This is a genomic window from Tsukamurella sp. USMM236 (assembly GCF_037148755.1).
Classification (GTDB): domain Bacteria; phylum Actinomycetota; class Actinomycetes; order Mycobacteriales; family Mycobacteriaceae; genus Tsukamurella.
Genome location: NZ_JBBCSS010000002.1, coordinates 422,400 through 440,049, shown reverse-complemented (window position 1 = coordinate 440,049; position 17,650 = coordinate 422,400). Strand labels below are relative to the sequence as shown.

General features: G+C 71.7%; 20 protein-coding genes. 10 read left to right on the top strand and 10 right to left on the bottom strand.

The window, feature by feature from the left end:
• The first annotated feature begins 96 nt into the window (after window positions 1-96).
• Together bioB and bsaP are read left to right on the top strand one after the other, a co-directional pair.
• The gene (gene bioB / locus WFK95_RS07995) at window positions 97-1,104 is read left to right on the top strand and encodes a biotin synthase BioB (protein ID WP_336670388.1); all 1,008 of its coding nucleotides are present in this window, start codon (window positions 97-99) and stop codon (window positions 1,102-1,104) included.
• A 5-nt stretch (window positions 1,105-1,109) separates the two neighbouring features.
• Complete coding sequence (bsaP, locus tag WFK95_RS07990) at window positions 1,110-1,319, top strand: biotin synthase auxiliary protein BsaP (RefSeq protein ID WP_336670717.1); 210 nt, start codon at window positions 1,110-1,112, stop codon at window positions 1,317-1,319.
• A gap of 583 nt (window positions 1,320-1,902) precedes the next feature.
• Here bsaP and WFK95_RS07985 read toward each other — a convergent pair.
• The 4 genes from WFK95_RS07985 to WFK95_RS07970 all read right to left on the bottom strand — a co-directional run bounded on the left by WFK95_RS07985 (window position 1,903) and on the right by WFK95_RS07970 (window position 5,279).
• On the bottom strand, window positions 1,903-2,559 hold the full coding sequence (locus WFK95_RS07985) for an FMN reductase (protein ID WP_336670387.1): 657 nt from the start codon (window positions 2,557-2,559) through the stop codon (window positions 1,903-1,905).
• Window position 2,560: 1 nt separating this feature from the next.
• Complete coding sequence (locus WFK95_RS07980) at window positions 2,561-3,694, bottom strand: LLM class flavin-dependent oxidoreductase (protein WP_336670386.1); 1,134 nt, start codon at window positions 3,692-3,694, stop codon at window positions 2,561-2,563.
• A 90-nt stretch (window positions 3,695-3,784) separates the two neighbouring features.
• The gene (locus WFK95_RS07975; protein WP_336670385.1) at window positions 3,785-4,501 is read right to left on the bottom strand and encodes a hypothetical protein; all 717 of its coding nucleotides are present in this window, start codon (window positions 4,499-4,501) and stop codon (window positions 3,785-3,787) included.
• Window positions 4,502-4,577: 76 nt separating this feature from the next.
• Window positions 4,578-5,279, bottom strand: a complete 702-nt coding sequence (locus WFK95_RS07970; protein WP_224645051.1) for an NUDIX hydrolase — start codon at window positions 5,277-5,279, stop codon at window positions 4,578-4,580.
• A 48-nt stretch (window positions 5,280-5,327) separates the two neighbouring features.
• On the opposite strand from WFK95_RS07970, the gene nadA reads away from it, so the two are divergent.
• Genes nadA through nadC form a run of 3 tightly spaced genes read left to right on the top strand, consistent with a single transcriptional unit; the run spans window position 5,328 to window position 8,715 of the window.
• The gene (gene nadA, locus WFK95_RS07965; protein ID WP_336670384.1) at window positions 5,328-6,383 is read left to right on the top strand and encodes a quinolinate synthase NadA; all 1,056 of its coding nucleotides are present in this window, start codon (window positions 5,328-5,330) and stop codon (window positions 6,381-6,383) included.
• Window positions 6,380-7,855 (top strand): L-aspartate oxidase, encoded by a 1,476-nt coding sequence (nadB, locus tag WFK95_RS07960; RefSeq protein ID WP_336670383.1) that lies wholly within the window; start codon window positions 6,380-6,382, stop codon window positions 7,853-7,855. Before nadA ends, nadB begins: the two co-directional genes overlap by 4 nt.
• Window positions 7,852-8,715: a carboxylating nicotinate-nucleotide diphosphorylase gene (gene nadC / locus WFK95_RS07955; protein ID WP_224645054.1), complete on the top strand. Its 864-nt coding sequence runs from the start codon at window positions 7,852-7,854 to the stop codon at window positions 8,713-8,715. Before nadB ends, nadC begins: the two co-directional genes overlap by 4 nt.
• Here nadC and WFK95_RS07950 read toward each other — a convergent pair.
• Together WFK95_RS07950 and WFK95_RS07945 are read right to left on the bottom strand one after the other, a co-directional pair.
• Window positions 8,672-9,157, bottom strand: coding sequence for a hypothetical protein (locus tag WFK95_RS07950; RefSeq protein WP_336670382.1), 486 nt, complete (start codon window positions 9,155-9,157; stop codon window positions 8,672-8,674). The two genes, nadC and WFK95_RS07950, sit on opposite strands and share 44 nt — an antisense overlap.
• Window positions 9,154-9,627: a DM13 domain-containing protein gene (locus tag WFK95_RS07945; protein WP_336670381.1), complete on the bottom strand. Its 474-nt coding sequence runs from the start codon at window positions 9,625-9,627 to the stop codon at window positions 9,154-9,156. The genes WFK95_RS07950 and WFK95_RS07945 overlap by 4 nt, the downstream gene beginning before the upstream one ends.
• Window positions 9,628-9,792: 165 nt before the next feature.
• On the opposite strand from WFK95_RS07945, the gene WFK95_RS07940 reads away from it, so the two are divergent.
• On the top strand, window positions 9,793-10,479 hold the full coding sequence (locus WFK95_RS07940; RefSeq protein ID WP_224645057.1) for a response regulator transcription factor: 687 nt from the start codon (window positions 9,793-9,795) through the stop codon (window positions 10,477-10,479).
• Window positions 10,479-11,615 carry a sensor histidine kinase gene (locus WFK95_RS07935; RefSeq protein WP_443081544.1) on the top strand — a complete coding sequence of 379 codons (1,137 nt, stop codon included), beginning with the start codon at window positions 10,479-10,481 and terminating at the stop codon, window positions 11,613-11,615. The genes WFK95_RS07940 and WFK95_RS07935 overlap by 1 nt, the downstream gene beginning before the upstream one ends.
• A 1-nt stretch (window position 11,616) precedes the next feature.
• Here WFK95_RS07935 and WFK95_RS07930 read toward each other — a convergent pair whose 3' ends face one another.
• The gene (locus tag WFK95_RS07930; protein ID WP_336670379.1) at window positions 11,617-12,243 is read right to left on the bottom strand and encodes a DUF1345 domain-containing protein; all 627 of its coding nucleotides are present in this window, start codon (window positions 12,241-12,243) and stop codon (window positions 11,617-11,619) included.
• Between the two features lie 167 nt (window positions 12,244-12,410).
• Here WFK95_RS07930 and WFK95_RS07925 point away from each other — a divergent pair, with 167 nt between their 5' ends.
• A complete protein-coding gene (locus WFK95_RS07925; protein ID WP_336670378.1) occupies window positions 12,411-13,475 on the top strand; it encodes an NAD(P)-dependent alcohol dehydrogenase in 1,065 nt (354 codons plus the stop codon).
• Between the two features lies 1 nt (window position 13,476).
• Here WFK95_RS07925 and WFK95_RS07920 read toward each other — a convergent pair whose 3' ends face one another.
• The 3 genes from WFK95_RS07920 to WFK95_RS07910 are packed head-to-tail and all read right to left on the bottom strand — an operon-like array spanning window position 13,477 to window position 15,035.
• Entirely contained in the window at window positions 13,477-13,884 is a 408-nt protein-coding gene (locus tag WFK95_RS07920) for a VOC family protein (RefSeq protein WP_336670377.1), read from the bottom strand.
• A 10-nt stretch (window positions 13,885-13,894) separates the two neighbouring features.
• Window positions 13,895-14,356 carry a helix-turn-helix transcriptional regulator gene (locus WFK95_RS07915; protein ID WP_224645062.1) on the bottom strand — a complete coding sequence of 154 codons (462 nt, stop codon included), beginning with the start codon at window positions 14,354-14,356 and terminating at the stop codon, window positions 13,895-13,897.
• Window positions 14,322-15,035: a lysophospholipid acyltransferase family protein gene (locus WFK95_RS07910; RefSeq protein WP_336670376.1), complete on the bottom strand. Its 714-nt coding sequence runs from the start codon at window positions 15,033-15,035 to the stop codon at window positions 14,322-14,324. The genes WFK95_RS07915 and WFK95_RS07910 overlap by 35 nt, the downstream gene beginning before the upstream one ends.
• Before the next feature lie 154 nt (window positions 15,036-15,189).
• Here WFK95_RS07910 and hisD point away from each other — a divergent pair, with 154 nt between their 5' ends.
• Together hisD and WFK95_RS07900 are read left to right on the top strand one after the other, a co-directional pair.
• Window positions 15,190-16,536 (top strand): histidinol dehydrogenase, encoded by a 1,347-nt coding sequence (gene hisD, locus WFK95_RS07905; protein WP_336670375.1) that lies wholly within the window; start codon window positions 15,190-15,192, stop codon window positions 16,534-16,536.
• Window positions 16,533-17,648 (top strand): histidinol-phosphate transaminase, encoded by a 1,116-nt coding sequence (locus tag WFK95_RS07900; RefSeq protein WP_336670374.1) that lies wholly within the window; start codon window positions 16,533-16,535, stop codon window positions 17,646-17,648. The genes hisD and WFK95_RS07900 overlap by 4 nt, the downstream gene beginning before the upstream one ends.
• The last annotated feature ends 2 nt before the right edge of the window (window positions 17,649-17,650 follow it).

Sequence of the window (17,650 nt, the reverse complement as noted above, 5' to 3'; positions counted from 1 at the left end):
CGTTCATGAATTGAACGCTGTACAGTGCTCGGTAGCCGCGGCGCCGTAGGTGTCGCAGACCACAGCCGACCGACCACAGCCGACGAGGGAGAACACATGACCGGGGTCCTGGCCGACATCATCGAGGTCGCGCGCGAGCAGGTGCTCGAGCGCGGCGAAGGGCTCAGCCAGGAGCAGGTGCTGGCCGTGCTGCAGCTGCCCGACGAGAAGCTCGACGACGTGCTGCAGCTCGCGCACGAGGTGCGCATGAAGTGGTGCGGCCCGGAGGTCGAGGTCGAGGGCATCATCAGCCTCAAGACCGGCGGCTGCCCCGAGGACTGCCACTTCTGCAGCCAGTCGGGCCTGTTCGAGTCGCCGGTGCGCTCGGCGTGGATCGACATCCCGTCGTTGGTCGAGGCCGCGAAGCAGACCGCCAAGACCGGAGCGACGGAGTTCTGCATCGTCGCGGCCGTCCGTGGCCCGGACAAGCGCCTGATGAGCCAGGTCGCCGCCGGTATCGCGGCGATCCGCAACGAGGTCGACATCCAGATCGCGTGCAGCCTCGGCATGCTCACGCAGGAGCAGGTCGACGAGCTCAAGGCGATGGGCGTGCACCGCTACAACCACAACCTCGAGACCTCGAAGTCGCACTTCCCGAACGTCGTGACCACACACTCCTGGGAGGAGCGCTGGGGCACGCTCCAGATGGTCCGCGAGGCCGGCATGGAGGTCTGCTGCGGCGGCATCCTCGGCATGGGCGAGACGCTGGAGCAGCGCGCCGAGTTCGCCGCGAACCTCGCCGAGCTCGAGCCCGACGAGGTGCCGCTCAACTTCCTCAACCCGCGCCCGGGCACGCCCTTCGGTGACCTCGACGTCCTGGAGCCGAACGAGGCGCTCCGGGCGATCGCCGCCTTCCGTCTGGCGCTGCCGCGCACCATCCTGCGCTTCGCCGGCGGCCGCGAGATCACGCTCGGCGACCTCGGTGCGGAGAAGGGCATCCTCGGTGGCATCAACGCTGTGATCGTGGGCAACTACCTCACCACGCTCGGTCGCCCGGCCGAGACGGACCTCGACCTGCTCGGCGAGCTCAAGATGCCGATCAAGGCCCTGAACGACACCCTGTGACCGTCATGGCCGACAAGGAGCCGGTGTACGACGTGTACACCGGCAAGCCGCTCGCCGAGGGGGCGCCCGTCTTCGCGGCGGCGCTCCTCGGGCTGGAGCCGCCGCGCTACTGCACGTACTGCGCGCGCCGGATGATCGTCCAGGTCAGCCCCCACGGGTGGACCGCGCGCTGTTCCCGACACGGCGAGTTCGATTCGTCGAGCGGCGAACGCTGACCGGCGGTCCCCGCCGCACTCGCTAGGCTTCGTGCCGATGACTACTGCAGCCCCGGCTCGGACCGCGTCGGACATCGTCGTGCCGGGCGTGATCGCCGCCGTCCTCGGTGCCGCAGGCGGCCTGCTCTGGGGCCTGACGGTGCCGGGCGTCCGCGGCGTCCTCACCCGGTCCGGCGTCATCTGGCGCGAGGGCCAGCTCGACAACATCTTCTTCGCGACGGTCCTGTTCGTGGCGGTCTCGGCGGTCGGCGGGCTGCTCACGGGCGCGCTGGTCTTCGTCGGGCGACGGCGCACTCCCCGGGGCGTCGCGGTCACGCTGACCGCTGCGGCGTTCGCGGTGCTGGTCGCGACGCCACTCGGTCAGGCCGTCGTCGACGCGCGGTTCGCCGGGCCGGGGGAGCCGGGCCTGGACTTCACCGCGGCGCCCTCGATCCGGCTCGACGGTGCGAACGTCTTCGCCCTCGCCGATCACTCCGGCGGACGGCTCGGCGACCTCGCCTCGTGGGTGCTCGTCCTCGTGTGGCCGGCATGCGCCGCGCTGTGGTGCACCGTGTCCGCCCTGGTCGGCCGGCTCCCGGAGGAGTCAGTCGCCGGTGTGCCCGCGGAGCAGGTCCGCGAAGTCGGCGACGGGGCCCAGGTCGAGGGCCTTGCCGGAGCGCCTGGGGGCGCCGAGGTCCGACGGTCCGCCGAAGCCGGCCACGGCACCGTCGGCCTGGACCAGCGCGCCGGCGAGCTCCGCCCCGGCCCGTGAGATCCGGGTCGCGAGCTCGGCGGAGCCGAAGTCCTCGGTCGCGGCGAAGACGCCGGTCGGGAGGATCTGCGCGCGCAGGTAGCTGAACAGCGGCCGCAGCGCGTGGTCGAGGACCAGCGAGTGCCGGGACGTGCCGGCGGTGGCCGCGACGAGCACCGGGACGCCGGTCAGGGCGTCGGGGTCCAGGGCGTCGAAGAACATCTTGAACAGCCCGCTGTAGCTCGCGGTGAACACCGGCGAGACCGCGATCAGGCCGTCCGCGGCGGCGATCGCGTCCTTGGCGGCGCTGAGTGCGGGCGTGGGCACGCCGGTCGTCATGACGGTCGCGAGGTCGCGGGCGAGTTCGCGCACCTCGATCACGGTCACGTCGACCGCCTCACCGCGGGCCGACACCGCGGCCCGGGTGGCGTCGGCCAGCTGATCGGCCAGCAGGCGGGTCGACGACGGCTCGGACACACCGGCCGCGACGACGACGAGGGAGCGGGGCACGTCAGGCCTCCTTCGCGGCGACGAGGTTCTGGGCCGGCACGACGAGGTGGTGCGGCGACTCCGGGCCGGCGGCGACGAGCGAGGCGTGGCTCGGCGGGTCCGACGGGACGTGCGCCGGCCGACGCAGCTCGAACTCCTTGCGGAGTACCGGGACGACCTGCGTGCCGAGGATCTCGACCTGCTCGAGGACCTGCTCCAGCGGAAGGCCCGCGTGGTCGAGCAGGAACAGCTGACGCTGGTAGTCGCCGGCGTAGTCCGCGAAGGCGAGCGTCTTCTCGATCACCTGCTCGGGCGTGCCGACGGTGAGCGGGGTCATCTGCTCGAAGTCCTCCAGCGAGGGGCCGTGGCCGTACACGGGTGCGTTGTCGAAGTAGGGGCGGAACCGGCGTTTCGCCTCCGCCTCGGTCTCGGCCATGAAGACCTGACCGCCGAGGCCGACGATCGCCTGGTCGGCGGAGCCGTGGCCGTAGTGCTCGAACCGCTGCCGGTACAGGCGCACCATCTGCTCGGTGTGCTCCTTGTTCCAGAAGATGTTGTTGTGGAAGAAGCCGTCGCCGTAGAAGGCCGCCTGCTCGGCGATCTCGGGCGAGCGGATCGAGCCGTGCCACACGAAGGGCGGCGTGCCGTCCAGCGGCGCCGGCGTCGACGTGTAGCCCTGCAGGGGCGTGCGGAACTCGCCCTCCCAGTCGACGACGGGCTCACGCCACAGGCGGCGCAGGAGGTGGTAGTTCTCGATGGCCAGCGGGATGCCCTGGCGGATGTCCTTGCCGAACCAGGGGTACACCGGGCCCGTGTTGCCGCGGCCCAGCGTGAGGTCGACGCGGCCCTCGGCGAGGTGCTGCAGCATCGCGTAGTCCTCGGCGATCTTCACCGGGTCGTTCGTGGTGATGAGCGTGGTCGCGGTGCTCAGCGTGAGGTGCTGCGTCTTGGCCGCGATCCAGCCGAGCAGTGTGGTGGGGGAGCTGGGCACGAAGGGCGGGTTGTGGTGCTCGCCGGTGGCGAACACGTCGAGCCCCACCTCCTCGGCCTTGAGCGCGATCTTCGTCATCGCGGCGATGCGCTCGTGCTCGCTGACGGTGGTGTCCGTGGTCGGGTCCGTGGTGACGTCACCGACGCTGAAGAGTCCGAACTGCATGTCGATCCTTCCCGATCGGGCCCCGGTCGGGCCCTTCACGAACTGTAACGGACTGCGGTCCGATTATGTTCCGCGGGGTGGATCGCGAGGTCAGAGCGGCTCGCGCCGGAGGACGTCGGAGGAGTTGAGGATGAGCACCTCGCGGTCGGATTCGGTGAGGGCCGTGACGAATCCGGACTCGACCTTGAGCACGTGGGCGGTGACGACGCCCGTCTTGGTGTGCAGGCGCTCGGCCGGCGACCAGGGCGTGCGCTCGACCGCGGCGAGGATCAGTACGGCGACTGCGGCGATCGACCCCACCTCGCGGACGGCGAAGTCGACGGTCCGTCCGCTGAAGCCGTCGGCGAACCAGTGCTTCACCGCGAGGATCACCAGGGCGATCGCCGTGGCGCCGATCGGTACCCACACGTAGTGATAGGTCGCGGTCAGCGCGATGCAGGCGGACGCCAGGACCGCGACGAGGAGCGCGGACCACACGCTGGTGGTCGACTTGGTGTGCATGCGCCACGCCAGGCGCAGGGCCGACAGCGGCAGCAGGACCATCACGAGGGCGCTGGTGAACTCGGGGTCGCTCATGAGAGTGCCGAGCACGATCGTCAGCGCGCTGTTGACGTCGGTGACGGCCATCATCCGCGAAGCCACGCGCCAGTCCCATTCCGCGACGACCAGGAGTCGGAGGACGACGAACAGCACGGCGACGCTCGCGCCCGTGCCCAGTGTCCGCACGATCCGGGCATCCGTGGCGTCCGCCAGCTTCTTCGCGATCGCGCGGTCCTGCGAGGCCTCGTCGGTCTGTGCTTCGCTCACACGCGGATCGTAATCACAGCCGGGTGTCTCGTGCTTGCGATCACGCAGCTCCGGCGACGGTGGCCGCGCGACCGGCTCAGCCCGGCGGGCGGAGGGTGGCGAACTCGTCGGTGATCCGCAGGTAGGAGTCGGTGTACCGGTACAGCGCGGGCGGGCGGCCGCGGGTCGCCTGTCCGGTCTCGCCGGTCGCGGTGATCACCGACCGTCGGGAGAGGATGCGCAGCAGGTTGGTGGAGTCCACCGGGTAGCCCAGGACGGCGACGTAGATGTCGCGCAGCTGTGAGACGGGGAAGGCGCGAGGGGCGAGCGCGAACCCGATGTTCGAGTAGGAGAGCCGGGCCGCCAGCCGGGCGCGGGCGCGGTGCACCATCGCGGCGTGGTCGAACGCCATCGTCGGCAGGGCTTCGACGGGGTGCCACGTCGTGTCGTCCGGGAGACGCGGATCGGTGCCGGACCGGACGAGGCCGAGGAAGGTCGAGGCCAGCGTGCGGTCCGCGTGTTCGCTCGCCGGCACCCGGTGCGGATCCGAGAACTCGGCGAACTGCTCCAGGTGTGCCACCTCGGTGAGGTCGACCTTCTCCGCGAGCAGCCGGCGGGCGCTGGTCGGGAGGTCCTCGCGGGCGTCGAGCAACCCGCCCGGGAGCGACCATGCGCCCTGGTCGGGGGCCATCGCGCGCTGCCACAGCAGGACCTCGACGGTGCCCTCGCTCACGCGGAACACGACGGAAAGAACTTCGTGCGCGACGTGGTGCGGGGGAGCGGTGCTAGCATCGGCCATATATCGATCATAGGTCGATAAATCATCGGATCGAGAAAGGGAGGCGAGATGACCACAGCCACGTCCGCCACCATCACGGAATTCAGCTCGCCGCTCTCCGAGCGGATCGTCGAGGGCGGTGGCATGTACACCGGTGTCGACGGCGACCGGGAGTGGGCCGCCGAGGTCAAGCGTCTCGCCAAGCTCCGCGACGCCACGATCCTCGCCCACAACTACGAGCTGCCCGCGATCCAGGACGTCGCCGACTTCGTCGGGGACTCGCTGGCGCTCTCCCGGATCGCCGCCGACGTCTCCACGTCGACGATCGTCTTCTGCGGCGTCCACTTCATGGCCGAGACGGCGAAGATCCTCAGCCCCGAGAAGACCGTGCTGATCCCGGACCAGCGCGCCGGCTGCTCGCTGGCCGACTCCATCAAGGCCGTCGAGCTGCAGGAGTGGAAGGACGAGCACCCCGGCGCCGTCGTGGTCTCCTACGTCAACACCACCGCGGAGGTGAAGGCCCTCACCGACATCTGCTGCACGTCGTCGAACGCCGTCGAGGTGGTGCAGTCGATCCCCGAGGACACCGAGATCCTGTTCCTGCCCGACCAGTTCCTCGGCGCGCACGTCAAGCGCGTCACGGGCCGGCAGAACATGCACATCTGGGCGGGCGAGTGCCACGTGCACGCCGGCATCAACGGCGACGAGCTCGCCGCGCAGGCGAAGGCGCACCCGGACGCCGATCTCTACGTGCACCCGGAGTGCGGCTGCGCCACTTCCGCGCTGTACCTGGCGGGCGAGGGCGCCGTCCCGGACGACCGGGTGAAGATCCTCTCGACGGGCGGCATGCTCGACGCGGCCCGCGAGACGGGCGCCAAGGAGGTCCTCGTGGCCACCGAGGTCGGCATGCTGCATCAGCTGCGGATGGCCGCCCCCGGCGTCGAGTTCCGCGCCGTCAACGACCGCGCCTCCTGCAAGTACATGAAGATGATCACGCCGGCGGCACTGCTCCGCTGCCTGGTCGAGGGCAAGGACGAGGTCGTCGTCGACGCCGCGATGGCGGACGCCGGCCGCAAGGCCGTCACGCGCATGATCGGGATCGGGCAGCCCGGCGGCGGGGAATGACCACCACCGCCGTCGCCGACCTGCTCGTCGTCGGCGCGGGCGTCGCCGGCCTGACCGCCGCGGTCGCCGCGGCGGACGCGGGCCTGACCGTCACGGTGCTGTTCAAGCCCTCGGCCGGCGGCGCACCGTCGACCTCGACGGCGTACGCGCAGGGCGGGATCGCCGTGGTCGACCCGTCCGATCCCGAGGACTCGATCGATCGGCACGTCGCCGACACCGTCGGCGCGGGCGGACCACTCGTGGACGTCGTCGCGACCCGGTCGATCCTCGCCGACGGCCCCGCCGCGGTGGACCGGCTGATCTCCTGGGGCGCCGCGTTCGACCGGCGCCCCGACGGGCGACTCAAGCGCACCCGCGAGGGCGGGCACACCGTCTCGCGGATCATCCACGCCGGCGGTGACGCCACCGGCGCCGAGGTCCAGCGCGCCCTCACCGCCGCCGCGAAGACGCGGCCCACGCTCACCGCCCGCCCCGCCCAGGCGTACGCGTTGCTCGCCGACGGTGACCGCGTCGTCGGGGTTCGGACGGCCGAGGGCGACGCCTTCGGGCGGACCGTCCTGCTCGCGACCGGCGGTGCCGGACACCTGTTCTCGAGCACAACCAACCCGCTGGGCGCCACCGGCGACGGCATCGCCCTGGCCGAGGCGGCGGGCGCCGACGTCCGCGAGCTCGAGTTCGTGCAGTTCCATCCGACGATGCTCTACACGCCGGGTGCCCGCGGCCGCCGGCCCCTGATCTCCGAGGCCGTCCGCGGCGAGGGGGCGCACCTCGTCGACGCGAACGGCGACGCCGTCATGGACGGCGTGCACCCGATGGGCGACCTCGCGCCCCGCGACGTCGTGGCCCGCGCCGTGACCGACGCGATGGAGCGCACGGCGGCGCCGTGCGTCTACCTGGACGCGACGATGATCCCCGATGTGGCGGACCGTTTCCCGACGGTGACCGAGGCCGTCCGCGCCGCGGGCCTCGACCCGCAGACCGACCTGATCCCCGTCGTCCCCGGCGCGCACTACCTGTGCGGCGGGGTGGTCACCGACCTGCACGGCGCGACCGGCGTCCCCGGTCTGTACGCCGCGGGCGAGGTGGCCCGCACCGGCCTGCACGGCGCGAACCGCCTGGCCTCCAACAGCCTGCTCGAGGCGCTCGTGATGGGCTTGCGGGTGGCGACCGCCGCGCAGGCGGCGCCCGCGCTGCCGGGCGGCCCCGTCCGCGAGATCGCGCCGCCGCACGCCCGTGCGGAGCGGGACGCCCTGCAGGACGCCATGACCCGATCCTGCGGCGTCCGGCGCACCGTCGACGGCCTGGCCGGCCTGACCGCGCTGCTGGCGGATCCCGCCTTCGTCGCCGACGCCCCCGCGGTATCGTCCCGGGACCGGGAGGACGCCGTGCTGACCGCGGTCGCCCGGCGGATGGCGGGGCAGGCCCTGGCCAGGCAGGAATCCGTGACCGAGGTAGTGGAGGTACGTCCGTGACCGAGCTGACGCTGGAGCCCGACCGCGCCGAGGTGGTGCGGCTCATCCGCACCGCCCTCGACGAGGACCTCCGCTACGGCCCGGACGTGACCAGCGAGGCCACCGTGCCCGCGGGCGCGACCACGCTCGCCAAGGTCATCAGCCGCGAGCACGGGGTGCTGGCCGGCATCCCCGTCGCGGAATGGGTGCTCGACGAGGTGGTCGGCCCCGGCAACTACCGGGTACCCGCGAAGATCGCCGACGGCACCGTCATCGCGCCGGGCGACGTGGCGATGGCCATCGAAGGCCCGACGCTCGCCCTGCTCACGGCCGAGCGCACCCTGCTCAACGTCGTCACCCACCTCTCCGGCATCGCGACCGCGACGGCCGCCTGGGTCGCCGAGGTCGAGGGCACCGGCGCGAAGATCCGCGACAGCCGCAAGACGCTCCCCGGTATGCGCGCGCTGCAGAAGTACGCCGTCCGCGCGGGCGGGGGCGTGAACCACCGGATGGGCCTCGGCGACGAGGCGCTGATCAAGGACAACCACGTGGTCGCCGCCGGATCGGTGACCGCCGCGATCGAGGCCGTGCGGCGGCGCGCGCCCGGCGTCCCGCTCGAGGTGGAGGTGGACTCGCTCGACCAGCTCGAGGAGGCCTTCGCGCTCGGCGTCGACCTCGTGCTGCTCGACAACATGCCGCTGTGGATGACGCAGTCCGCCGTGCAGCGCCGGAAGAAGCTCGCGCCGCGCACGAAGCTCGAGTCGTCGGGCGGGCTCTCCCTCGACGTCGCGGCGGACTACGCCCGGACCGGCGTCGACTACTTGGCCGTCGGGGCGCTCACGCACTCGGTACGAGCGCTCGACCTCGGCCTCGACCTCTGAGCCGATCGCCCAGCGTCGCGGCCGGCGACCAGCGACGGGCCAGCCCGCCGCCGGCGAGGACCGTCGCCGCGAGCACGACCATGACCGGGTACTGCACGACCAGTTGGTCTGCGGCCCAGTAGAAGCCGAGCAGTCCCGTCGCGACGAAGGCCGTCGCCCGAGGCAGGAGGCCGATCAGCGCGGCGACGCCCAGGGCGACTTCGGTGAGCGGCACCAGGATCCCGAAGACCGTGGCGAAGCGGCCCATGACCTCGGTGGCGAACCAGACGAACGCGCCCGGCACGCGGGGATTCCCGGTCGCACTGCCGACCACCAGGAGGATGTCGCTCCGGCCGAATCCCGCGTGGTACTTCACGTACCCCTCGTGCAGCCACGCCGCGCCGAGGGCGATCCGAGCGACGACGACGGTCACCGTCGCCGCCCGGGTCGCGGTCGGGGTCATCGCCCGAGCTGCGCGGCGCCGAAGACGGCGAGCGCCTTGTCGCAGTGCACGACCAGGTGCGTGTAGTCGGCGGCCGCGACGCCCTCGGGGAGCGTGAACCGCTGCGCGGCCTTGTCGTAGGCGATCGCGCCGAGGCGGACGCCGCCCTTCACATCGGCCTCGGTGGTGCCCTTGGTCAGGTACAGGTGCAGGTCCGGGCCCTCGTCCGAGGAGAAGCCCGCGAGCTCGACGGTGCCGCCCGTGATCGTCGCGGTTCCGGCGACGTTCTTGCCGTTCAGGCCGGCGAACATCCCCGTGACCGCCGCGGTCGACGGCGCGGACATCGGCATGGACATCTGCGTGGACATCGACATCGGGGCCGCTGTGCTCGTCATCGGCTCGGCCGACATGTCCTTCGCACCGCCGCACGCGGTCAGGGCCAGGCCCAGGGCGACGGTGGCGACGGCGCCGGTGAGGTGGGAAGCGCGCATGATGGGACTCCTTCTCGTGACATGACCGGCGGCTGGGGCGCCGGCTCGTGATCGAGTCAAACGCCGGTCGCCGACGGGGAGAAGGAGAGTGTCAGCGTCGTAAGGGCACCTTTCAGTTCCGTAAGGAACGGCGCGCTCGCCGCCGCCGCGCCTACGCTCGGACTCATGCACGAGGGGTCACGGGTGATGGTCGTCGAGGACGATCCGGCGGTCCGCACGGTCGTCGCCGACCACCTGCGGCTCGCGGGATGCCTCGTCGCCCAGCACCGCGACGGGGCGCAGGCGTGGGAGGCCTTCCAGGCCGAGCGGCCGGATCTCCTGGTGCTCGACCGCATGCTCCCGGGGCTCAGCGGCGACGAGCTGTGCCGGCGGATCCGCGAGGTCTCCGCGGTGCCGATCATCATGCTGACGGCGCTCGACGGCGTGGACAACCGCATCGACGGGCTGGAGAGCGGCGCCGACGATTACCTCGCGAAGCCCTTCTCCCTCCGCGAACTGCAGCTGCGCGTCAACGCCCAACTGCGCCGCAGCGCGCCGTCCGAGGCCGGCCTGGTCTTCGAAGCCGGGCCGTTCCGCATCGACGCCGCGCACCGCCGGGTGTGGGTCTCGGGCCGCGAGATCCCGCTGACCACGCGGGAGTACGAGCTGCTGCTCTACCTCGCGCGGAACCCGGACCGGGTGATCAGCCGCGACGAGATCCTGCGGGAGGTGTGGCGTTGGGGCTTCGGCGATCCGTCGACGGTGACGGTGCACGTGCGCCGCCTGCGCGAGAAGATCGAGGAGGATCCGCGCAATCCCGCACACCTGCGGACCGAGTGGGGCGCCGGGTATCGATTCGGGTGGGACCGATGATGCTCGACGGTGCCGCGCTCGCGCAGATCGCGGCGACCGCCCTGGCGGTGACCATCGCGGTCACCGTCGGCACGCTCGGCGTGCTCCGGCTGAGCCGCCGCGCGAGCATCGGCGTCCGGGCGGCGGTCGCGATCGCGGGCGCCCTGGTCTCGGTGGTGGCGTCCACTCTCGCGATCGCGCTGCAGATGTACCTGTCGCGGCACGACCTCACGGTGCTGCTGTGGGTGATCGGCACGTCCGCGGTGTTCAGCGTGATCGCGACGCCCTTCGTCGTGGGGCGCGCCGTCGGGTCGTCGATCGACGCCCTGCGCACGGCGACCCGACGGGTCGGCGACGGCGACGTGGTCGAACCCACCCGCACGGGGCTCGCCGAGCTCGATGCGGTCTCGGCCGAGCTCGCCGAGACCTCGCGGCGCCTGGAGGAATCCCGGGCCCGCGTGGCCGAGCTGGACGCCGCCCGCCGCCAGTTCTTCGCGTGGATCTCGCACGACCTGCGGACGCCGCTCGCCGGCGTGCGGGCCCTCGCGGAGGCACTCGACGAGGGCACGGCGCCTGATCGCGCCGCTTACCTCACCGCGCTCCGCGGCAAGGTGGAGACGCTGAACGCGATGATCGCCGATCTCTTCGAGCTCTCGAAGCTGCAGACCGGGACCCTGCAGATCCATCCCGAGCCGGTGGTCCTGCTCGACCTGATCAGCGACGCGGTTGCGGACTGTCGCGCCGAGGCCGAGCGGCGCGGGATCACGATCGCGCAGGACGGCATCGACGGGCATCTCGTGCACGTCGATCCGCGGGAGCTCACCCGCGTCATCGGCAACCTGCTCGCCAACAGCCTGCGGCACGCGCCCGAGAACAGCGAGGTGGTGGTCCGGGCCGACCGCGTCGACGAGCGCCTGGTGCTCAGCGTCATCGACCAGGGGCCGGGTGTTGCCGCCGAGGACCTGGGGCGGATGTTCGACGTGGGTTGGCGCGCCGACGCCGCCCGGTCCGCCGAGGTCGACGGTGCGCCGCCCGGTGCCGGCCTCGGCCTCGCGATCGTCCGCGGCATCGTCGAGGCGCACGGCGGCACCGTCGTCGCGCGGAGCACCGACGCCGGCTTCCGGCTGGACCTGACGCTGCCGGTGGTCGGCGGCTGACTCAGCCGCTGGCCAGGCTCACGACGAGGTTGATCGTCGTCGCGAGGATGCCGTTCGCGAAGACGAAGGAGAGCAGGGTGTGGCGCAGCGTTTCGGCGCGGACGTCGCTGGACGTGATCGCGGTGTCCGAGACGCAGTAGGCGGTCCCGAAGGACAGCGAGATGTACGCGAAGTCGGTGTACCGCGGCGGCTGGGTCTGGTTGAAGTCGATGCCGCCGGGCGGCGGGGTGTCGTAGTAGGTCTGCGCGTACCGCAGCGTGAACAGCAGGTGCATCATGAGCCAGGAGAGGATCGTCGTGCTGAGCGCGAGGCCGCCCAGCGCGAGCCTGCCGTTCGGCGTCGCCGCGTGGGCGTCCGCCATGACGATCGCCACGGCGATGAGGCTCGCGAGCGCGCAGGTCATGGTCAGGAAGTTCCCCAGGCGGCGCTGCGGGTCCTCCTCGGTCGAGTGGGCCGCGGTGGTCTCCGCGTCCATCGGCGAGATGGTCAGCCAGACCCAGACGACGTAGATCCCCGCCGCGGCCGCCCAGCCCGCGGCGGGCGCGTGGCGCCACGAGTCGAGTATGCCCACCGCGACGGCGACCCCGCCGCCCACGAGGACCATGACGGTGGCGCGGATCCTGGCCACCGCGGCTCGTCGCCCCGCCACGGCCGGCCGGCTGTCCTCTGAACCGGTTGCAACTGCATCGTTCGGCATGGGGGAATCTAAGCACCGGATCGCGACTTCCGTACCCCGCGCGGAGAATCCGGCAGGGCCCCGGGGCCGGATACCGGTCGGCGCGGCCGGAGCGCACAATGGAAAGCATGATCGTGAACGCATATGGAGCCGTATCCGCAACCGAGCCGCTCGCGCCGATGACGATCGAGCGCCGCGATCCCGGTCCGCACGACGTGCAGATCGCCGTCCGGTACGCGGGCATCTGCCACAGCGACATCCACACCGTCCGCAGCGAGTGGGGCCCCGCCCGGTACCCCGTGGTGCCCGGCCACGAGATCGCCGGTGAGGTCACCGCGGTCGGCTCGGACGTCACGAAGTTCGCGGTCGGCGACCGCGTCGGCGTCGGTTGTTTCGTCGACTCCTGCCGCGAGTGCGCGGCGTGCCTGCGCGGCGAGGAGCAGTACTGCGAGCGCGGCATGGTCGGCACCTACAACGCGAAGGGCCGCGACGGGCTGCCCACCCAGGGCGGCTACTCGACGGGCATCGTCGTCGACGAGAACTACGTGCTCCGAGTTCCCGAGAGCATCGACTACGCCGCGGCCGCACCGTTGCTGTGCGCCGGCATCACCCTGTTCAGCCCGCTGCGGCACTGGAACGTCGGCCCCGGCAGCAAGGTCGCGATAATCGGCCTGGGCGGCCTCGGCCACATGGGCGTCAAGCTCGCCGCGGCGATGGGCGCCGAGGTCACCGTGCTCAGCCAGTCGCTGAAGAAGATGGAGGACGGGCTGCGCCTCGGCGCGCAGCACTACTACGCGACCTCCGACCCCGACACCTTCAAGGTGCTGCGCAACCGGTTCGACGTCATCATCAACACCGTCTCCGCGAACCTCGACATGCACCCGTACTTCGGGATGCTGGCCGTCGACGGCACGCTCGTCGAGGTCGGTCTGCCGGAGCATCCGGTCCCCGTCAACGTCTTCGATCTGACCCGCAACCGCCGGAGTTTCGCCGGTTCGATGATCGGCGGGATCGCCCAGACCCAGGAGATGCTCGACTTCTGCGCCGAGCACGGCATCGGCTCCGAGATCGAGCTCATCTCGGCCGATCAGATCAACGAGGCCTACGAGCGCGTGATCGCCTCGGACGTCCGGTACCGCTTCGTGATCGATACCGCGACGATCGAGGCGCCCGCCGCGGTCTGATTCAGAGCTGATTGATCCGGATCAGGTTGCCCGCCGGGTCGCGGAAGGCGCAGTCGCGCACGCCGTAGTCCTGGTCCATGGGCTCCTGCACCACGTCGGCGCCCGCACCGGCGACGCGCTCGAACAGGCCGTCCAGGTCGTCGGTGGACAGGGTGATCGCGGTGTAGGCGCCCTTGGCGATGAGGTCGAGCACCGTCTGCCGCTCGTCGTCGGTGACGCCGGGGTCCATGGCGGGCGGGTGCAGCAGGATCGACGTCTGCGGCTGGCCCGCCGGTCCGACGGTGAGCCAGCGCAGGTCCTGGTAGCCGACGTCCTTGCGCACCTCGAAGCCGAGGAGGTCGCGGTAGAAGCCGAGGGCGGCCTCGGCGTCGGTGTGGGGCAGGTAGGCGAGCGAGATCGTGAGGTTCATGCGGCTCACGTTATTGCGGTGGGGCGTGCGGTGCTTCTCGATTCCTGACCGGTCGCATCACTTGGCGGGCGAGGCACGCGGGAATGCCCTCGGCGGCGGCGCTGTGGTCGCGCTGGTACACGCTCGGCGGCACGCCGACGAGCTCGGTGAACCGCGTGCTGAACGTGCCGAGCGACGAGCAGCCCACCGCGAAGCAGGCGTCGGTCACCGAGACGTCGCCGCGGCGCAGCAGCATCATCGCCCGCTCGATCCGGCGGGTCATCAGGTACGAGTACGGCGCTTCGCCGTAGACGCGCTTGAACTCGCGGCTCAGATGCCCGGCCGAGAGGTGCGCGCCGCGGGCCAACTCTTCGACGTTCAGCGGCTGCGCGAACTCGCGGTCGATGCGGTCGCGGACCCTGCGCAGGACCGCGAGGTCCCGCGCCCGCTGCGCGGGATCAGGACTCCGGGCGCCACTTCTTGGCGTACTCATCCACGTACTCCTGCCCGGTGAGGGCCTGGATCTCCTGCATCAGGCGGTCGGTCACCGAACGCTCGAGCGGGTGCCGCTCGTCGGGATCCGACGGGATGTCGTACTCGATCGGCTCGATGGGCTTGGCGAACTTCACCTGTACCTTCTCGGCGTGCCAGCTGAAGGGTCCGGGCGGCGAGACCTTGTCGGTGCCGATGACGCCGACGGGGATGATCGGGACGTTCGCCTCGAAGGCGATCCGGACCAGGCCGGTGCGTCCGCGGTAGAGCCGGCCGTCGGGGGAGCGGGTGCCCTCGGGGTACATGCCGACGAGGCGGCCCTCGGCGAGGAGCTTCTTCGCGGTGTTGAGCGCGGCGGTCGCGGCGTCGCCGCCCGCGCGGTCGACGGGCACCTGGCCGGTCTGCGTGTAGAAGAACTTCTGCAGCTTGCCCGAGACGCCGGGAGCGGTGAAGTAGTCGCTCTTCGCCAGGTAGGAGATGCGGCGCGGCACCACCAACGGCACGAACAGCCAATCCGCGATGGACATGTGGTTGCCGGCGATGAGCGCCGGACCGTCGACCGGGATGTTCTCCAGTCCCTCGACGGTGGGCCGGTTCACCAGCCGGATCGTCGGTCCCACCGACACGTGCTTGATCAGCCAGTACAGGAGGCCCTGGTCGCCGTGGTTGGTCTCAGCCATGGCGGACAACTTACCGGACCGTCAGGTGCCGCAGAGCGGTGAAGCGCGGCGCGGTACGGGCGTGTGACCGCACTCATAGCGGCGGCCGCCGTCCGGTTCGCCGGGGTGCTGCCCGGCCGGAAACCCGGTGGCGCCGGACCCATAGAATGGGGCCATGTCTGATCTGCAGCTGAGCCGTCTCGACCTGCGCGGTCGCCGCCCGTCGCTCGCCGAGCTGCGCGCGGCGCTCCCGCGCGGTGGCACCGATGTCGACGCGGTGGTGCCGCAGGTGCGGCCCATCGTCGACGCGGTCGCCGAGCGCGGCGGCGAGGCGGCGCTCGAGTTCGGCGCGAAGTTCGACGGGGTCCGCCCGGCCACCGTCCGGGTTCCGGCTGGGGCGCTGGAGCGCTCGCTCGCCGAGCTCGACCCGGCGATCCGCGAGGCCCTGGAGACCGCGATCAGCCGGGTCCGCATGGTGCACTCCGACCAGAAGCGCGTCGACACCGTCACCGAGGTCGTTCCCGGCGGCACCGTCACCGAGCGGTGGATCCCCGTCGACCGCGTCGGCCTGTACGTGCCCGGCGGCAACGCGGTGTACCCGTCGTCCGTCGTGATGAACGTGGTTCCGGCGCAGATCGCCGGCGTGGGCTCCCTCGTGGTGCTCTCGCCCGCGCAGAAGGACTTCGACGGGCTGCCGCACCCCACCATCCTCGCCGCGTGCGCGCTGCTCGGGGTCGACGAGGTGTGGGCCGTCGGCGGCGCACAGGGCATCGCGCTCGCCGCGCACGGCGGCACGGATCTCGACGGTGCCGAGCTCGCCCCCGTCGACCTCATCACCGGCCCCGGCAACATCTACGTCACCGCCGCGAAGCGGCTGTGCCGCGGCCTGGTCGGCATCGACGCGGAGGCCGGGCCCACGGAGATCGCGATCCTCGCCGACCACACCGCCGACCCGGTGCACGTCGCGGCCGACCTCATCAGCCAGGCCGAGCACGACGTCATGGCGGCGTCGGTGCTGGTCACCACCTCGCCGGAGCTCGCGGATCGGGTCGACGAGGCGCTGACTGCCCAACTCGAGATCACCCGCCACCGCGAGCGCGTGGACACCGCGCTGCGCGGCCCGCAGTCCGGCACCGTCCTGGTGGACGGGATCGACGAGGGCCTCGCGGTGGTCAACGCCTACGCGGCGGAGCACCTGGAGATCCAGACCGCGGACGCCCGCGAGGTCGCCGGGCGGGTGCGGGCCGCCGGCGCGATCTTCGTCGGCCCGCACTCGCCGGTGAGCCTCGGCGACTACGCCGCCGGCAGCAACCACGTGCTGCCCACCGCCGGCTGCGCGCGGCACAGCTCGGGCCTGTCGGTGCAGACCTTCCTGCGAGGCGTGCACGTCGTCGAGTACGACGAGGCCGCGCTCAAGGACATCGCCGGCACCGTGATCACCCTGGCCAACTCCGAGGACCTCCCGGCGCACGGCGAGGCGGTGCGGCTGCGGTTCGAGTCGCTGAAGGGCGGCCGCGCGTGAACCCGCTGCCCGGTGAGGCCGTGAGCCTCGACCAGCTGCCCATCCGGGACACGTTGCGCGGCAAGGAGCCCTACGGTGCGCCGCAGCTGCCCGTGGCCGCGGCGATGAACACGAACGAGAACCCGCACCCGCCGAGCCCGGCACTGGTCGCCGACATCGCCAAGGCCGTCGGCGAGGCCGCCGCCGCGATGAACCGGTATCCGGACCGCGACCTGGCCGCGCTGCGGAACCGCCTGGCGGAGTACGTGACCGAGCGCACCGGCACCGTCGTCGGGCCGCAGAACGTGTGGGCCGCCAACGGCTCCAACGAGATCCTGCAGCAGGTGCTGCAGGTGTTCGGCGGGCCCGGGCGCACCGCGATGGGGTTCGTGCCCAGCTACTCGATGCACCCGATCATCTCGGACGGTACCGACACGCACTGGATCCCGGGGAAGCGCACCGCGGACTTCGCGCTCGACGTGGACTACGCCGTGGGCGCGATCGACGAGTTGCGTCCCGACGTCCTGTTCCTCACGAACCCGAACAACCCGACGGGGCACCTCATCGCCGAGGACGACCTGATCCGGCTGATCGAGGCGGCGCCGGGCATCGTCATCGTCGACGAGGCGTACGGCGAGTTCAGCGCCGGGCCGTCGGCGGTGCGACTGCTGGACCGCTTCGGCGAGAAGCTCATCGTGAGCCGCACCATGAGCAAGGCCTTCGCCTTCGCGGGCGGACGCGTGGGCTACCTGGTGGCCGCGCCGGCCATCGTCGGGGCGATCCAGCTCGTGCGGCTGCCGTACCACCTCTCGGTGTTCACGCAGGCCGCGGCGATCGCCGCGATCGACCATCGCGCGGAGACGCTGGCGTCGGTGGCGCACCTGTCGGCCGAGCGGGACCGGATCTCGGCGCGGCTGCGGGAGCTCGGCTACGACGTGATCGAGTCGCACGCCAACTTCATCCTGTACGGCGGCTTCGCGGACGAGTCCGCCGCCTGGCGCACCTACCTCGACGGCGGGGTCCTGGTGCGCGACATGCACATCCCGGGGCACCTGCGCGTGTCTGTGGGGCTGGACCACCAGAACGACGCCTTCCTCGCGATCAGCGAGAAGCTGGCGCCCGAGCAGAAGTGAGT

Coding starts and splice junctions, on each gene's coding strand:
- WFK95_RS07940 (WP_224645057.1), top strand. CDS start 9,793: ATGCACGAGGGGTCACGGGTGATGGTCGTCGAGGACGATCCGGCGGTC.
- WFK95_RS07920 (WP_336670377.1), bottom strand. CDS start 13,884: ATGAACCTCACGATCTCGCTCGCCTACCTGCCCCACACCGACGCCGAG.
- bsaP (WP_336670717.1), top strand. CDS start 1,110: ATGGCCGACAAGGAGCCGGTGTACGACGTGTACACCGGCAAGCCGCTC.
- WFK95_RS07925 (WP_336670378.1), top strand. CDS start 12,411: ATGGAAAGCATGATCGTGAACGCATATGGAGCCGTATCCGCAACCGAG.
- nadB (WP_336670383.1), top strand. CDS start 6,380: ATGACCACCACCGCCGTCGCCGACCTGCTCGTCGTCGGCGCGGGCGTC.
- WFK95_RS07945 (WP_336670381.1), bottom strand. CDS start 9,627: ATGCGCGCTTCCCACCTCACCGGCGCCGTCGCCACCGTCGCCCTGGGC.
- WFK95_RS07910 (WP_336670376.1), bottom strand. CDS start 15,035: ATGGCTGAGACCAACCACGGCGACCAGGGCCTCCTGTACTGGCTGATC.
- bioB (WP_336670388.1), top strand. CDS start 97: ATGACCGGGGTCCTGGCCGACATCATCGAGGTCGCGCGCGAGCAGGTG.
- nadA (WP_336670384.1), top strand. CDS start 5,328: ATGACCACAGCCACGTCCGCCACCATCACGGAATTCAGCTCGCCGCTC.
- WFK95_RS07915 (WP_224645062.1), bottom strand. CDS start 14,356: ATGAGTACGCCAAGAAGTGGCGCCCGGAGTCCTGATCCCGCGCAGCGG.
- WFK95_RS07935 (WP_443081544.1), top strand. CDS start 10,479: ATGCTCGACGGTGCCGCGCTCGCGCAGATCGCGGCGACCGCCCTGGCG.
- WFK95_RS07980 (WP_336670386.1), bottom strand. CDS start 3,694: ATGCAGTTCGGACTCTTCAGCGTCGGTGACGTCACCACGGACCCGACC.
- WFK95_RS07950 (WP_336670382.1), bottom strand. CDS start 9,157: ATGACCCCGACCGCGACCCGGGCGGCGACGGTGACCGTCGTCGTCGCT.
- WFK95_RS07970 (WP_224645051.1), bottom strand. CDS start 5,279: ATGGCCGATGCTAGCACCGCTCCCCCGCACCACGTCGCGCACGAAGTT.
- hisD (WP_336670375.1), top strand. CDS start 15,190: ATGTCTGATCTGCAGCTGAGCCGTCTCGACCTGCGCGGTCGCCGCCCG.